This is a genomic window from uncultured Capnocytophaga sp. (assembly GCF_937936315.1).
Classification (GTDB): Bacteria; Bacteroidota; Bacteroidia; order Flavobacteriales; family Flavobacteriaceae; genus Capnocytophaga.
Genome location: NZ_CALGWU010000025.1, coordinates 107,395 through 122,743, shown reverse-complemented (window position 1 = coordinate 122,743; position 15,349 = coordinate 107,395). Strand labels below are relative to the sequence as shown.

13 protein-coding genes are annotated in these 15,349 nt (G+C 38.3%); 8 read left to right on the top strand and 5 right to left on the bottom strand.

The genetic code is table 11. The annotated features are described in order from the left end of the window. Position 1: 1 nt before the first annotated feature. The 8 genes from Q0162_RS05055 to Q0162_RS05020 all read left to right on the top strand — a co-directional run bounded on the left by Q0162_RS05055 (position 2) and on the right by Q0162_RS05020 (position 6,648). Positions 2-475, top strand: a complete 474-nt coding sequence (locus Q0162_RS05055; RefSeq protein ID WP_297890010.1) for a DinB family protein — start codon at positions 2-4, stop codon at positions 473-475. Positions 476-578: 103 nt separating this feature from the next. Next, positions 579-1,871, top strand: a complete 1,293-nt coding sequence (eno, locus tag Q0162_RS05050; protein ID WP_297890008.1) for a phosphopyruvate hydratase — start codon at positions 579-581, stop codon at positions 1,869-1,871. 89 nt (positions 1,872-1,960) lie between these two features. After that, a complete protein-coding gene (locus Q0162_RS05045) occupies positions 1,961-2,719 on the top strand; it encodes a carboxypeptidase-like regulatory domain-containing protein (RefSeq protein ID WP_297890006.1) in 759 nt (252 codons plus the stop codon). A 194-nt stretch (positions 2,720-2,913) separates the two neighbouring features. Beyond that, positions 2,914-3,072, top strand: a complete 159-nt coding sequence (gene rpmH / locus Q0162_RS05040; RefSeq protein ID WP_002669412.1) for a 50S ribosomal protein L34 — start codon at positions 2,914-2,916, stop codon at positions 3,070-3,072. 89 nt (positions 3,073-3,161) lie between these two features. Beyond that, positions 3,162-3,923: an MBL fold metallo-hydrolase gene (locus Q0162_RS05035; RefSeq protein WP_297889984.1), complete on the top strand. Its 762-nt coding sequence runs from the start codon at positions 3,162-3,164 to the stop codon at positions 3,921-3,923. 72 nt (positions 3,924-3,995) lie between these two features. Next, positions 3,996-4,487, top strand: a complete 492-nt coding sequence (locus Q0162_RS05030; RefSeq protein WP_297889982.1) for a lipocalin family protein — start codon at positions 3,996-3,998, stop codon at positions 4,485-4,487. Between the two features lie 18 nt (positions 4,488-4,505). Next, positions 4,506-5,195, top strand: coding sequence for an OmpA family protein (locus tag Q0162_RS05025; RefSeq protein WP_297889980.1), 690 nt, complete (start codon positions 4,506-4,508; stop codon positions 5,193-5,195). Positions 5,196-5,397: 202 nt separating this feature from the next. Continuing rightward, entirely contained in the window at positions 5,398-6,648 is a 1,251-nt protein-coding gene (locus tag Q0162_RS05020) for an aspartate kinase (RefSeq protein WP_297889978.1), read from the top strand. A gap of 81 nt (positions 6,649-6,729) precedes the next feature. On the opposite strand, the gene Q0162_RS05015 is transcribed toward Q0162_RS05020, so the two are convergent. Genes Q0162_RS05015 through Q0162_RS04995 form a run of 5 tightly spaced genes read right to left on the bottom strand, consistent with a single transcriptional unit; the run spans position 6,730 to position 14,936 of the window. Continuing rightward, complete coding sequence (locus Q0162_RS05015) at positions 6,730-8,130, bottom strand: DUF1735 domain-containing protein (RefSeq protein ID WP_297889976.1); 1,401 nt, start codon at positions 8,128-8,130, stop codon at positions 6,730-6,732. Position 8,131: 1 nt separating this feature from the next. Further along, a complete protein-coding gene (locus Q0162_RS05010) occupies positions 8,132-9,316 on the bottom strand; it encodes a DUF1735 and LamG domain-containing protein (RefSeq protein ID WP_297889974.1) in 1,185 nt (394 codons plus the stop codon). 11 nt (positions 9,317-9,327) lie between these two features. Beyond that, positions 9,328-10,218: a glycoside hydrolase family 18 gene (locus Q0162_RS05005; protein WP_297889972.1), complete on the bottom strand. Its 891-nt coding sequence runs from the start codon at positions 10,216-10,218 to the stop codon at positions 9,328-9,330. 23 nt (positions 10,219-10,241) lie between these two features. Then, positions 10,242-11,786, bottom strand: coding sequence for a SusD/RagB family nutrient-binding outer membrane lipoprotein (locus Q0162_RS05000; RefSeq protein ID WP_297889970.1), 1,545 nt, complete (start codon positions 11,784-11,786; stop codon positions 10,242-10,244). 15 nt (positions 11,787-11,801) lie between these two features. After that, positions 11,802-14,936 carry a SusC/RagA family TonB-linked outer membrane protein gene (locus Q0162_RS04995; protein WP_297889968.1) on the bottom strand — a complete coding sequence of 1,045 codons (3,135 nt, stop codon included), beginning with the start codon at positions 14,934-14,936 and terminating at the stop codon, positions 11,802-11,804. Positions 14,937-15,349: the final 413 nt, after the last annotated feature.

Sequence of the window (15,349 nt, the reverse complement as noted above, 5' to 3'; positions counted from 1 at the left end):
AATGAAAGAGTTACTTACCCCTTCAGCTCTACTCTCTAATTTTAAAGATGCACGTGCCCTCACCCGCAACGTGATTGAGGCTTTCCCCGAGAAAGACCTCTTTGAGTTCAGTATAGCTAATTTGCGACCATTTTCGCAAATGGTAGAAGAGTTTTTGATGATTACTAACTATATTTTCACAGAAACACTCCACGAAAAACATACCCCTTTTTACACTGAAGGGCAGTTCCCAACTACTAAAACAGAAGTGTTAGCTTTGTGGGACAAGGTTACTGAAATCATTGATCGTGAATGGAAAGAAGTGGGTGATTATACCCAATCACTTACTATTTATCAAATGACTTTTACTTTTGCTCAGTGGATATTATACGCTATTGAAAATGAGTCGCATCACCGCGGACAAGGATACACCTACCTCCGCGCTTTAGGTATCGAGCCTCCTTTCTTTTGGGCAAGACAAAGCTTTAATAATTGATAATTAACAATTAGCATTATTAACTCAGATAACTCAGATAACTTAGAAATGTCCACCTAACGCCTGACACCTAAACAAAGTAAATAATTAAATAACAAAATATATGAGTATTATTGTAAGCGTGCACGCACGTCAGATTTTGGATTCAAGAGGAAATCCAACCGTAGAAGTAGATGTAGAAACTGAAAATGGTTTCCTTGGTAGAGCTGCTGTTCCTTCAGGAGCTTCAACAGGTGAATACGAAGCTGTTGAATTACGCGATGGCGGTAAAGATTATATGGGTAAAGGCGTACTTAAAGCCGTTGCCAATGTAAACGATATCATCGCAGAAGAAATCGTTGGTATGAACGTTTTCGAACAAAACCTTATCGACCAAACTATGATTGCTCTCGATGGCACTCCTAACAAATCTAAATTAGGAGCTAACGCTATTCTTGGGGTATCATTGGCGGTTGCTAGAGCTGCTGCCGAAGAACTCGGTTTGCCTTTATACCGCTACGTAGGTGGGGTAAGTGCTCACACTTTGCCAGTGCCTATGATGAACATCATCAACGCTGGAGCTCACTCCGATGCGCCTATTGCTTTCCAAGAATTTATGATTATGCCTGTGAATGCTAAAGACTTTTCACAAGCTATCCAAATGGGTGCAGAGGTATTCCACAACCTTAAAAAAGTATTACACGACAAAGGTTTAGGAACTGCTGTAGGTGACGAAGGTGGTTTCGCTCCTGCATTCAAAGATATCGAAGATGCGCTTGATTCTATCAAAGAAGCGGTAAACAAAGCTGGTTACAAATGGGGCGAAGATATCAAAATCGCCTTAGACTGTGCTTCTTCTGAGTTCTTTAAAGATGGTAAATACGACTATACTATTTTTGAAGGCGCTAAAGGTAAAGTACGTACTTCAGCTGAACAAGCTGACTACTTGGCTGAGTTAGTAGCTAAATATCCTATCATCTCTATCGAGGACGGTATGGATCAAAACGACTGGGATGGTTGGAAACTCCTTACTGATAAAATCGGTGACCGCGTTCAATTAGTAGGTGACGACTTGTTCGTTACTAACGTATCTATCCTTGAAAGAGGTATTGCCAAAGGTATTGCAAACTCTATCCTTATCAAAGTAAACCAAATCGGTACTTTGTCTGAAACTATTGCAGCCGTAGATATGGCTAACCGCGCTGGTTATACTGCCGTAATGTCTCACCGTTCAGGTGAAACTGAAGACAATACTATTGCCGACTTGGCTGTAGCTTTGAACACCGGACAAATCAAAACTGGTTCTGCTTCACGTTCTGACCGTATGGCGAAGTACAACCAATTGCTCCGCATCGAAGAATCTTTAGGGTCAGTAGCTTACTATCCTAAAGAAAAAGCCTTCAATGTGAAGAACTAATAATTGAAATTAATTTAAGGTGTTCTGTGGGAGTGTGACCTATACATTCCCACTCTACACCTATTTTTTACCCTTAAAAAGAATCGATTATGATGAAGAAGATATTGTGCTTTTGTATATTGTTGTTCGTAACTACATTGGCAGCTCAAGAAGCTGAGTTGCAAGGTCATGTGTATAGTGTGCAGAACAACAAGCCAATGGCCAATGTTCATATCCTGAACCTCAACAAAGTACGAGGAACTACAACTAATGAAAAAGGAGATTTTACCATTAGAGTAGCTGCTAATGATACTCTTTATATATCTTTTTTGGGGTATAAATCCACTAAAATTAGGATTACTAATGATATGATAAAATTCCAAGGACTAAAAATAGGGATGACTGAACTTGCTTACGCCTTGGAAGAAGTAGTGATTACCCCTTATAAACTCACAGGGTATTTAGATATCGATGCTAAAAACGCTCCTATTAACAACAATACTCGATATAGCGTTTCGGGCTTAGAAATAGGTTATGAAAGCCGTGCTAGTGCTAGTGCTGTAGGTCGTGTTCTCAGTGCTGTAATGAATCCAGCCGACTTGTTGAGCCGTTCGTTCAGTGCCAAAGGAAAAGAAATGCGCAAACTGAGAGAAATACGCAAAGATAATCAATTGAGCGATGCTCTTTCCACCCGTTACGACCGCGAAACTCTATTAGAACTCTTGCAAGTAGACCGCTCTGAACTCGAAGAAATCATCCGTTCTTGCAATTATTCTAACGACTTTATAATGACCGCAAATGACCTCCAAGTACTCGAAGCTATTAGTCAGTGTTACGAAGAATATAGAGTATTACATAAGAAAAAATAAAGAGGTATAACAACAATTTTATTTCAAATAAAATGTTGTAAAATAAAGGTTTAGCCGTTTCTTACCTCTTACCTCTTACCTTTTACCTATAAAAAATTTTGTCATTCCAAAAAAAAGATGTACTTTTGCCCCGCTATTGATAAAATAGAGAGACAAAGTATCATTTTTAATAAGATTTTAAAGATTAACAAGCAATGAAAAGAACATTTCAACCTTCAAAAAGAAAAAGAAGAAATAAACACGGTTTTAGAGAACGTATGGCAACTGCCAATGGTAGAAAAGTATTAGCACGTCGTCGTGCTAAAGGACGCAAAAAACTCACTGTATCCTCAGAACCACGTCATAAAAAATAAACCTTTTTTACAAGGTAAAAAGTAAGAGGTAAGAAGTAAGAGCTAAAGTTCTTATTTCTTACCTCTTATCTAATACCTGACACCTGAAAATGAAGATTACTTTCCTCGGTACAGGCACTTCGCAAGGGGTTCCTGTAATAGCAAGCGACCACCCTGTAGGCAAAAGTACCAATCCTAAAGACAAACGTTTGCGCACTTCGGTACTCATCAGTTGGGATAATACCAATATTGTAATAGATTGTAGTCCTGATTTTAGGCAACAGATCCTCACTAACGAAGTACAACACTTAGAGGCTATCCTATTTACTCACGAACACGCCGATCATACCGCTGGTATGGACGACATACGCCCCTTTGTCCACCTTCAAGGGGATATGCCTATCTATGGACTCAAACGCGTACTCAATGAATTGAGAGTCCGTTTTGCTTATATATTTGCTACCGAAAATAGATATGAGGGCGCTCCCTCAGTAATTGCTCACGAAATAAACTACACCCCTTTTACTTTGTACGGAAAAACGATACAACCTATACACGTGATGCACGGTAATTTGCCCATTATAGGCTACCGAATTGAAAATTTTGCTTACATCACCGATGCTAAATATATAGAAAACACCGAAATAGAAAAACTGAAGGGCGTAGATACATTAGTGTTGAACTGCTTGAGAGAACAAGCTCACCCTACACATCTCAATTTATCGGAAGCATTAGAAATTATAGCACAAGTACAACCCAAACGCACTTTCCTTACACACATAAGTCAAACCTTTGGATTTCACGACCACATACAACAAAACCTGCCCAAAAATATTTTCTTAGCCTATGATAATTTAGTAATAGAATGTTAATATTTAGTTAATTGTTATGGAAGTTATCAATAAATACTGTACTTTTGCCCCCAAAAAAAATTATTTATCAAGATGAGAAAAATTGTACTTCTATTTGTAATGGCAGCATTTGTAATAGCTTGTAAGAGTTCTAACTCAATGACCTCTAAACCTAAAGAAACAAACGTAGCCAACAAAACTATCAAAGGAGAATGGACTCTACAGTCTATTACCTATAGTGAAAAAGGTAAGTTTGATGTTACCTTATTGAACGATACTTCAAAAGAATGTTTTGAAGGTAGTACTTGGAAATTTGTACCCAATAACAACCGTGGATACTATACTATTAATGCTGGTGGTTGTTCTACAGGACAGAGAAATTTTATTTTCGTAGTACAACAAATCGATAAATCTACAGGATATTACGATTTCTTGTTGAAACCTACAAATGAAAAATACAAATCAGAAACCAATGCAGGTATTCGTTTGCACTTAGCAAGCCTATCAGAAAATGCAATGGTATGGGAACAAACCGTAAGAGTAGATGGCAAACCTTTTGTTATCTCAATGAACTTTGTAAAATAATTAAAACCATAAGAAAAAATGAAGAAATTCGTAGTTTTAGCCTTGTCTGCAGCTGTATTGCTTACAGGTTGTGAGGCATACAACAATACAAACAAAGCTCAACGCGGAGCTGTAATTGGTGCAGCTGGTGGAGCTTTATTAGGAGCTATCTTAGGAAACAATGTAGGTAACGGACAAAATAGTGAGCTAGGAGCTGTCTTAGGTACTGTAGTGGGTGGTGCTGCTGGCGCCGTTATTGGTAACCAAATGGATAAACAAGCTAAAAAAATAGAACAAGAAATCCCAGGTGCTGATGTAAAACGCATAGATGATGGTATTGTAGTTACTTTTGACGAAAATAACGGAGGTGTATACTTTGATACTAATAAGTTCAACATCAACGAAAAATCAAAACAAACTCTTGATAAACTTTCTGCTATCCTTAAAGAATATCCTGATACTAACGTGATAGTAGCAGGTCACACTGATAGTGTAGGTAAAGATGAGTATAACTTAGGTCTTTCACAACGCCGCGCACAAGCCGTTACTAGCTATTTTAAAAATAAAGGTTTAGCAGGTAGTCGCTTTACTACTAAATGGTATGGAGAGAAAAATCCTGTAGCAAGTAATGACACTCCTGATGGACGTGCTAAAAACCGCCGTGTGAATGTGGTAATCGTTCCTAACGAAAAAATGAAAGAAGAAGCTAAAAAACAAGCTGGACAATAAAATATAACATAGCAAATAAAATAAGCGTTGAGAATTTCCTCAACGCTTATTTTTAGTTATAGATATAACAACAAATTATCTAATTGATATTTTTCTTATTTCTCTTTTCTGTTTTCACCAAAATACACTACTTTTGCCCTATCAATTTCGGTAATAGGTCTTAGATACATAACTCTTACCTCTTACCTCTTACCTAATTAAAATGCAGATATTCAAATTTGGAGGTGCCTCAGTGAAAGATGCTGCAGGCGTGCGCAATGTCGCTAAAATATTAGAAAATGTAGGTTATACCAATACCCTCATTGTCATTTCGGCTATGGGGAAGACTACCAATGCTTTAGAGGTGGTAGTGAATAGCTATTTCAAAGAGCAAGAAAAACTCGCAGAGAGCATTCAAGTGATAAAGGATTTTCACTATCATATCATTCGCGAGTTATTTACCGATGAAAATCACCCTGTATACTGGAAAGTCGATGGGCTTTTTGCCGAACTCACTTCCTTTCTAGAACGCAATAAGTCACCAAAACACAGCTTTGTATACGACCAAGTTATTGGCTTTGGAGAACTCATTTCTACAACTATTATCAGTCAGTTTTTAAACGATAATGGTATTAAAAATACTTGGATAGATGTGCGTAATCTCGTAAAAACAGATAGTAACTATCGTGATGCCTCTATTGATTGGGAAGAAACACAAAGCAATATTCGCACTCATATCAACAAATCGCTGTTGAACATCACTCAAGGATTCTTGGGAAGTGATGCTAACTTTTTCACCACTACCTTAGGGCGTGAAGGCTCCGATTATACCGCCGCTATTTTTGCCTATTGCCTCAATGCCGAGAGTGTTACAATATGGAAAGATGTGCCAGGGGTACTCAATGCCGACCCTCGTTATTTTGAACATACTGAACTCTTACACAAAATCCCATATAAAGAGGCTATAGAATTAGCTTTCTATGGAGCTTCGGTGATTCACCCTAAAACCTTACAACCCCTACAACAAAAAGAAATTCCTCTCTATGTACGTTCATTCGTGAATCCTACAGCTGAAGGAAGTGCAGTGTGCAATGTATCTGAACTAACCCCTAAAGTACCTTGCTTTATTCTTAAAAAAGACCAAATACTGCTCTCGTTCTCCTCTCGTGATTTTTCGTTTATAGTAGAAGAAGGTATAAGTTATATTTTCAATAGTTTGCATAACGCCAAAATGAAGGTAAGTGTGATACAGAACTCAGCTATTAGTTTCTCGGTATGCGTAGACAATAAGTTTGATACCTTAGCAGAACTATTAGAAAAATTAGAAGAGCGTTTTAAAGTATCGGTTACCGATAAAGTAATACTTTATACCATTCGCCACGCCACCCAAGCTGCTATACAAGAAGTAGAAACGGGAAAAATCGTACTACTCAAACAAGTTGCTGCCGACACGGTACAAATAGTAGTAGCATAAATAAATTAGTAGTAATTTAAAATAAAGAGGCTACCCTCCAATACGTGAGGGTAGCCTCTTCTTTTATAAAGTAATTAAGTATTACCTATCTTTAGGACCTTTATGGTATTTGCCTGAGAAAATACATTCTTCACCATAAAATTTTCTAGTAGCATCACTTAAGTCATCAGTTACATCACCACTTTTTATATCACGTCCATTGATGTTGAATATCATAAGTAATCCATAGCATCCTTGGAGGTTATAATCTGCTGAATAAGTTGTGTAACTAGTAGACCAGTTAGCTTCAATAGAATATTGTCCATATTTTTCTTTGGGAACTCCTGAGTAAGAACCATGTCTTTCCCAATAGTTTGCCCAGCTGTAATCTAAGTAATCTTTAGCTCCTTTTCCTTGATCGTCAACATCACTACTAGATAAATAATGTCCATAGTCATATAGTGTAAGGAGTTTATCAGGCATTACTTCCTTCATGGCTCGCATAAACCATAAGATAGATTCATTATCTTTTGTAGGTTTTTGAGGAAGTTTGTAATATTCTGCATATTCTTCATCTATATCGTAGCCATCAAAACCATATTTATCAGCGTATTGTTTACATTCGCGAGCAAATTCAAGAGCTTCTTCGTAGTTTTGGAAGTTGTAGTAACCTACCCCTTGGTGGTTAGGTAAGATATCTACTATTACTTTTATACCTCTATCTCTCAAAGGTTTGATATATTTATCGGGGTCTTTGAGGATAGGTTGCAATTTGTCGTTGAAGAACAAATAGCGTTTACCTTTTTTAGCATCGTAGTTCATATTGGCAGCAAAGAGAACTACTATGTCAAATACAGGTTTTTTACTATCTTTGAGTATGAACTGACCCATATTGCGGATATCCCAGTCGTTAGTTTCTACGTAAGCTACCATTTTCATAGGTTCTTTGCGGTCGGGGCAGCTATAGGTTCCGGGAGGCATAGGTTTTTTAGAGGTTTCGCTAAGAGCGGTATAATCACCATCTTTATGCACTTTTACTAAATGGAATACTTGTTGACCAGCCATTTCTACTTTTAAAGGGAGTAGGTAGTCACCATAATCCAAAGAAGCAAAGTCTTTGATAGTAACTTTTACTTCAGCTTCAGTAGCACCTTTGGAGTAAGAAGAGCCTTCAAAAGTATAGTTGGCTGCAGGTAACAAACTATAGTCTGAAGCTCCTTTAAAAACATTGTAATCTTTTACAATTTTTTCCATAGAGCCGGTGAGCAATGTAACGGTTCCAGCATCGGTAGCGGCTTTTCCAGTTTTGATTGCAAATGTATAAGAACCATCGGCGGTAAAGGTAGTTTCCTCTTGTTGAGGAGCTGTTTTGTAATACAAGGAACTTCCTTGGCTACTCATAGTATTGTTCTCGGGCTGAGGCAACTCTATTTTGTCTTTGTCGCAAGCGTACAGCAATGCTGCACCTATCATTATATTGGCTATGATGTATTTTGCTTTCATATTATTCAGTTATTTTTACACCTTTCTCTTCTTCGTGTAGTTGGATAGTTAGTCTACCATTTTTGTTAGCCTGACCTCTTAGGATAAGATCGCGGTTATTGCCAGAAACGTCAGGTATTTTATTGTTTTTCACTTCATTCATTTTCCAGTAAGCGTACAATCCACTTTCAGTGTTTTTCACTTCGTACATGTTATCTTTTATTTGTGTAACGGTACGAGCTATGTTCCACAAACGGATTTCGCTAAAACGAGCTACGATACCGCGGTTGCTGTTGTAGCTACGTCCGATAAAGAAAGAACCAAGGCTACCAGAAGTATTATATTCAGTTACTTTTTTACCATTTACATAGGCGATAGTTTTGCTGCCATCTACTACTATAGCAATGTGATACCATTGGTTAGTTTTAAATTTTACGCCTATATCTTGACCATTAGCTTGCAAGTGGTCGGGGTCTACACCAGCATCTCCAAAGCGCATTAAAGTTTGACCTTCTGTACCCATAAAGGTAGAAATACCAGCGTCGCCGTTATCACCAGGGCCTCTAAATTTTTGTATATTGATAAGTCCTTCTAAGGTGAAAGTGCCACCAATATCACTTGCATTAGAACCACCATTGTCAATTAGTAAAAATTCATCACGAGTAACAGCTAGGGTGTTTTTAATTTGACCTTTTACTTTTTCAAAGCTTACCATGAGCAGTTGGGTGTTAGGGGTAACACTAGCTCCACTTACCGCGGTGAGTCGTAAGGCAAACATATAAGTAGTGTTGTCTTTTAGTTCATCTGAAACGGTTATGCTAGCAGTTCCTTCGTCTGATAGAATGTTACCAGCTTTGATTTTTAGGGTTTTATCATATGAAATATACTTAGCAGGTAGAGCAATATAATTAGTGCCATATAGGCTGTTATATTTTGCTACTTGGTTATTATCTAAAGAGATAAAAGCAGATAAATTGCTATTGTTTTCTTTAAACAATTGAACTTGGTAAGCAACTGTTTTTTGAGTACCTACTTCATTAGCCTGAGCTGAGACAGCTACTGGAGAGGAAAATTCGGCAGTTTTATTGCCGTCTTTTTGGAGCAGTACTGCCGATTGACCTCCTGCTTTAGTTCCTCCTCCTACATCTTCTTTAGGAGCGCAAGCCGCAAGGGCGAGAAACATACCTATTATTAAATTTCTTTTCATTATTTCTATTTTTATTGTTGTACTTTGTGAATAATGGCTCTCAAGGTTTTGAAAGTAGTTTTACCAGAGAGGTTATAGTAATCTTTTTCGATGTGGTAGAGGGCTACGCCAGCTCTATTAGAAGCTTTCCAATTGGTAATGTCTATTGTGCGTGGGTAGCGTCCATCTTTACCATCGGGGTTGAAATTAGCAGAGTCGGTATAACCATCTTCAAGACCTTCTTCGGAGAAATCAGTAGAAGGTAGGTAGCGAAGTGTAGTCCACTTTTCAGCTTGATCAGTGAAACTGCTGAATAGTTCATTGTCTTTTTTGCGGAATACCACCCAGTTAGCTTTGTCAATTGGTTTTTCCTCACTTGTTAGTCCGTACTCACCATACATATTTTCAACGGCAAAAAGCAAGTTGCCTTTGTTAGCAACGATAGCTGAAAGTACAGCATCAAAAGCTTCTTGAGAGAAATAGTCACTAGTTTCTTGAGGGAACTCAATGCTTACACCGTTAAATCCATTGGCTTTAGCGATTGCAAGAGCATCGGTAGCTAGTTTAGTAAGTTCGGTAGTATCGGTAGATGTAGTCTCAGAAAAGTCTATACCAAGCAATACTTTGGTAGCTTTTTTTTGTTGTACTCCTTTTAAATCGTTTTGAAGTATTTCGTCTATAGAGTTGTAGTTGTTTTTCACTACAATCACATCTAAGCTATCGGGGGTATTCATCAGGATAGCACCTGCTTCTTTTCCCCAATTGTAGAGCATTCCCATAGTGATTGGGCGATTGTTCAGGTTAGATTTGTATTGGGTAAGAGCCTGAGTGTTAATTTCACGTTTGGGAGCATCTATTTCTATTGGTTCGATATCGTTACAAGCAATAGCGAGTAACGAGGCTATGATCATTAATTTTTTCATTGCAATAACGTTTAAAAGTTAAGTTATTTCTTCACCCACCAAAGGTCGGTAGCGCCATTATCAGCACCTCCTAAGAAGCCTACAGCAGCGTTGCGGTTGGTAGGGTTGTTAGTAGTTTCTTTAGAAGAGAAAGGTAAGCGGCGCATACCGCCAGTATCTTTACCATTTGCTTGGGTTACCGAAGTGATCACACCATTGCTGCGGTTTTCTACAGGGGCCATTAGGTTAGGATAACCAGTTCTGCGCCATTCAGCCCATGCTTCGTGTGAGTTGTAAGGGTACATCGCAATCCATTTTTGGGTGATAATCTTTGATAATTTAACTTCATCGGTGGCGCTGTTATCCCATTTTACTGTAATAGCTGATGAGAAAGTAGGATTGTTGTAAGCACTTTCTCTAGGGTCAGTATAAGCACCACGAGTATTAGTATTGTTCAAGTAAGTTCCTAAAGAAACATTATGTTGTGCAAATGATAATTCAATACCTTTTTTGTACAAGTTTTCGGCAGTATCGCCTACAAAAGTCCAACCTTTGAGCGCCATTTCAGCTTTTATGAAAGCGACTTCTGAAGCTGTAATCCACACCATAGGAGATTCTTTTGTGATTTTAGGAGATGAAAAAAGGGCAGGAACAACAGTGATAGTAGGAGCACCGTTTCTTAGTCCGATATATTTTTGAGGTAATCCTGTAACTTCAGTGAAATAAGCTTCACGACGAGGGTCAGAAAAGGCATTCATATAGGCTACGATATCGGCACCTGCACGAGAGTCACCCCAGCTTGCAGCTACTTTGAAAGCCGCATTATCTTTGTTTTCTAACATAGCGTTATCGGCATTTTCAGTAATTACACCATTGTCAAGGGCGAATTGGGCATAAGCTTTAGCGTTGGTTTCATCTACATCACTCATACGTATTGCCATACGCAACAATAAAGAGTTAGCGTATTTCACCCATTTGGTCATATCGCCTTTGTACACAAGGTCGAAATCGGCATATTGTCGATCAGAGGCGTCTACAGCTTTCAAGGTGTTGATAGCTGTTTTTAGGTCTTCACACATGTATTTATACAAATCCGATTGTTTATCGTAAGGAGTTTGTGTTTTACCAGCTTCCATTTGGGAGTAGGGTAGAGGTCCATACGTGTCAGTAAGCCAGTGAGTAATAGCTGCGCGCAATACAGTTCCCCAAGCAAAATAGTATTTGTTCATATCGCCTTTGGAATAACTTTTTAGGGCGAAATAAGCGGGATATAGGTGCTTGGTATAAGTGTCGTCGAATACATAGTCTGTCCATCCTGTACGAGGGTTATACACAGGATAATCGGCTTGGAATTTAGGTTGTGCGGCATAGCCAGAATAAGGAGTAGCAGGCAGGTCAAAACACATTTGGTAAGAGTTTTCTTGTTGAGGGACTACCAATTTTTGCAATGCTACGAGTTCATTACCTCCTTGAGGGATTCTACTGAGTTGTTCATCTGTAGCTCCGTAAGGGTTTTTGTTGAAAGTTTCAAAATCTTTAGTACAGCCTACAGTGAGTAGCGCTAATACAGGGATAATATATTTTTTCATTCTTTTACTTCTTATTTAAAAGTTTGCTTTGATACTAAAGCCATAGCTTCTAAGGCTTGGCAACATAAAGTAGTCTAAACCTTGAGCGTAGTTACCAGTAGATGAAACAGCTTCGGGGTCGAAAGGAGCTTTGCTGTAAAGCATAGCTAGGTTTCTACCCACAACAGAAAGGGTAATATCTACTTTATCATTCACAAGTTTACGAGGTAAGTGGTAAGAAATATAAGCTTCTTGTAAGCGGAAGTTAGTAGCTGAATAAGTATAGTATTGAGCTACACGTCCTTTACCACGTTCTTCAAAGTAACCTTGTGCAGGTATTTTGTAACCATTGAGGTTTATGCCTCCTGCATTACGAGCCTCGGCAGATTCTTGAGAGACGCCATAGTGGTCTAAGGCAGCTTGGGTCATAGAGATAGCAACACCTCCAATACGTCCTGCGAACATGGCTCCAAATCCTACATTACCAATATTGAAATCATTGCGCCATCCTAGGTTGTATTTAGGTAATACGGTTCCTAATTTTACATATTGGTCACGATCACTATACTCTGCTACATTTACTTTTCCATTGCTGTCAACAAGTATATTGCCATCGGAATCACGTTTGAAGTCGTTTGTAGCATACACATCGCCCAAGGTGCCTCCTGTTTTAAGGATATAGCGAGCTCCACCAATTCCTCCTTTTTCTAAGTAATTGCGACCTTCACGTAGTCCAGTTACAGGGTTGACATAATCTTCTACGAGCGACATGATTTTGTTCTCGTTGTAGCTCATAGTGAAATAGCTATTCCAGCTGAATTTGTCTTTGATTTTCAAGTCGTAACCTAATCCTACTTCAAGTCCGCGGTTGCGTACGTCACCGGTTTGTAAATAGATGCCATCGTAACCAGTAGAAGGAGAGATTTCTGCTTTGATAGTTTGGTTGTAGGTATTTGTTTGATAAATGGTAGCGTCAAAAGTTAGATTTCCTTTGAGCCATTTAGTAGCAATACCTACTTCGTAAGAATCTGTACGTTCAGGGCGCAATTCACCAATAGGGAAATATGAAACTGCTTTCCATACTTTAGTGTCTTCATTGAAAGTGAAAGTAGGAGTAGTGAGTTCTCTATCAAAAGGAGATGCCACAGAACTAAAGGCTACACGCATTTTAGCAAAAGACAAGGTGTTATACCATTTAGCTTTTGTTTCAGGAGAAAGTAAATCGGTAAGTACCCCAGAAAGTCCCACAGAAGGATAGAAGAAAGAAGATTGTGGAGAGTTAGCTAATTGTGAAGCCCAATCGTTACGACCGGTGAGAGTAAGGTAAAGCCAACTGTTGTAACCTACTTCTAAACTACCAAAAATAGATTGAGTTTGTTCGGTATAACCAGATTGGTAAGGTCTAGTTTTGGCAGCGCCTTGGTCGATATTAAAAGCGTTGAATACGTTAGGAATACCATCTTTGCGTAAAGGACCTTTATAGCCTAATTCGTCATAACGGGTGTCTTGCAAAGAAGCCCCAATGTTAGCTACTAAAGAGAAACGACCTATGCCTTCCCATTCAAAATTTTTGTTGAGGTTAGTAAGTACATCAAGGTAAGTTTGTTTTTCATAACCACGAGCAATGCCAAAATAACCTGTTTTACTCATGTCTAATAGTGACAAAGTAGAAGCATAACGTTTGTCGGAGCTAGTAAAGTTAGTGTTATCGGTGCGTACACGTCCTGAAATATCCCATTTTTCAACAGGGCTCCATTTTTTAAGGTCGAATGTAACGCCAAGGGAGAGCATGTTGCGTTCGCGTTTACTTTCGCGCAAGTTACGATAAGCTACCCAATAAGGATTTTGTAAACTATAATCACCTGCATAGCTACCATTGAAAGTTCCATCAGAACCAGCAGTTAAATCACCCCATACTTGTTCGTAAATATGAGTGGTAGGGTTATAACGTTCAAATTGGCGAGCACGTTGTAAACCATAGCCACGAGGCATCAAATAAGCACTTACCAATGGGTTCATATATTCTCCTTGGTTGATCATATTAAGGTGGTTTTGGAGGATGTAACTTGCTGAAGCATCAATACGCAAGCGGTCATTAAGCAAGTGGGTAGTGTTGCGTACTGTAAAGTTGTAGCGGTTGTACTGGTTGTTAGGAACCAATCCTTCGGCATTGGTAGAGGCTGCCGAGAAATAAGTTTGATTTTTTTCAGTACCTCCAGAGAGTGCTACCGAATTGGTAAGGGTAATAGCTGGTTTGAAGAAGTCCTTTACGTCATAACGGCTTACATCGTCAGCTAATTTAGCTCCCCAAGAAGTTACTTTACCATCACTACCATAGGTGTTTTGGAATTCAGGTAAGATAAACGGATTACCAAGTTCTGTGTTTGAGGATAGCTGAATGTTCATTTTACCTTCTTTACCTTTTTTAGTGGTGATAAGGATAGCTCCATTGGCAGCAGCTGAACCATAGAGTGCGGCAGCCGAAGCCCCTGTAAGTACGGTCATACTTTCAATATCATCGGGGTTGATATCGGCAATACTTTCAGTAGTTCCTTGTGAATTAAATCTACCACTACCTTGAGTTGAAGTAGTAGAAAGCATAGGCACACCATCTACTACATAGAGTGCGTTATTGCTTTTTTCAATAGATTTAGCACCACGCATTACCACTTTGGTAGCTCCACCCACACCAGAAGAACTGCGGTTAATTGTTACCCCAGCTACTTTACCAGTGAGTGAGTTGATGAAGTTGGCATCTTTAACCTTGGTAAGTTCTTCTGCATTTACTTGTTGTACATTGTAACTTAAAGCTTTTTGTTCACGCTTGATACCTAACGCAGTAACTACTACTTCGCCAAGTTGTTGCGCTTCTTCTTTAAGAACGATGTTTAAAGTAAACGTTCCTTTTTTTGCTTCAATCTTTCTAAGTTGAGAAGCGTATCCCATAGAACTGAATTCAAGCACTTCGTTAGGGGCGACTTGAATTTCGTACTTCCCATCAAAATCGGTTGAAACACCACGTGTTGTCCCTTTGACAACTACACTCACCCCAGGAAGGGGGAGTCCATCGTTACCTGTAACAGAACCTGTAACAGATACTCTCGTTTGTGCTATTACAGCAGTGCAGAATAGCAACAAAACGAATAGCAACATTAATTCTTTTACTTTCATTTACTAAAAAATTATTTTTGACAAAGGTAGAAAGTTCTTAATGAACTGCCAAATTTTAACTAATAAATTTATTAATAATCTTTAATTTTAACATTTCTGTTTTTGCAAATACTTATCAATCAATCGAAAAAGAATTTTGATAAAAAAATAGTTTTTCATATAAAAACGTGCAAAATCGAAAAAATAAAGGTTTTTCAAAGAGGTGTTTTAAATATTTTTTAACAAAAAAGCTGAATACTCATAGAAAAAGAAAAGTTTTTAAGTTTTAAATAAATGTTAATATTTTTTTATGTGTGCAATTAGTTGTGTGTGACTTAATATTGGTAGGGAGTTTAGCAAACTTTCTTTAAACCTAAATTCTTTGTTAAGGTAATTTTATTAAATAAATATTCACTTTTGTAGCTTATGTTCCT

What these genes read in the sequence shown, in the direction of transcription:
- Q0162_RS05055 (WP_297890010.1), top strand. Translation starts at nt 2, where the DNA reads ATGAAAGAGTTACTTACCCCTTCAGCTCTACTCTCTAATTTTAAAGAT.
- eno (WP_297890008.1), top strand. Translation starts at nt 579, where the DNA reads ATGAGTATTATTGTAAGCGTGCACGCACGTCAGATTTTGGATTCAAGA.
- Q0162_RS05045 (WP_297890006.1), top strand. Translation starts at nt 1,961, where the DNA reads ATGATGAAGAAGATATTGTGCTTTTGTATATTGTTGTTCGTAACTACA.
- rpmH (WP_002669412.1), top strand. Translation starts at nt 2,914, where the DNA reads ATGAAAAGAACATTTCAACCTTCAAAAAGAAAAAGAAGAAATAAACAC.
- Q0162_RS05035 (WP_297889984.1), top strand. Translation starts at nt 3,162, where the DNA reads ATGAAGATTACTTTCCTCGGTACAGGCACTTCGCAAGGGGTTCCTGTA.
- Q0162_RS05030 (WP_297889982.1), top strand. Translation starts at nt 3,996, where the DNA reads ATGAGAAAAATTGTACTTCTATTTGTAATGGCAGCATTTGTAATAGCT.
- Q0162_RS05025 (WP_297889980.1), top strand. Translation starts at nt 4,506, where the DNA reads ATGAAGAAATTCGTAGTTTTAGCCTTGTCTGCAGCTGTATTGCTTACA.
- Q0162_RS05020 (WP_297889978.1), top strand. Translation starts at nt 5,398, where the DNA reads ATGCAGATATTCAAATTTGGAGGTGCCTCAGTGAAAGATGCTGCAGGC.
- Q0162_RS05015 (WP_297889976.1), bottom strand. Translation starts at nt 8,130, where the DNA reads ATGAAAGCAAAATACATCATAGCCAATATAATGATAGGTGCAGCATTG.
- Q0162_RS05010 (WP_297889974.1), bottom strand. Translation starts at nt 9,316, where the DNA reads ATGAAAAGAAATTTAATAATAGGTATGTTTCTCGCCCTTGCGGCTTGC.
- Q0162_RS05005 (WP_297889972.1), bottom strand. Translation starts at nt 10,218, where the DNA reads ATGAAAAAATTAATGATCATAGCCTCGTTACTCGCTATTGCTTGTAAC.
- Q0162_RS05000 (WP_297889970.1), bottom strand. Translation starts at nt 11,786, where the DNA reads ATGAAAAAATATATTATCCCTGTATTAGCGCTACTCACTGTAGGCTGT.
- Q0162_RS04995 (WP_297889968.1), bottom strand. Translation starts at nt 14,936, where the DNA reads ATGAAAGTAAAAGAATTAATGTTGCTATTCGTTTTGTTGCTATTCTGC.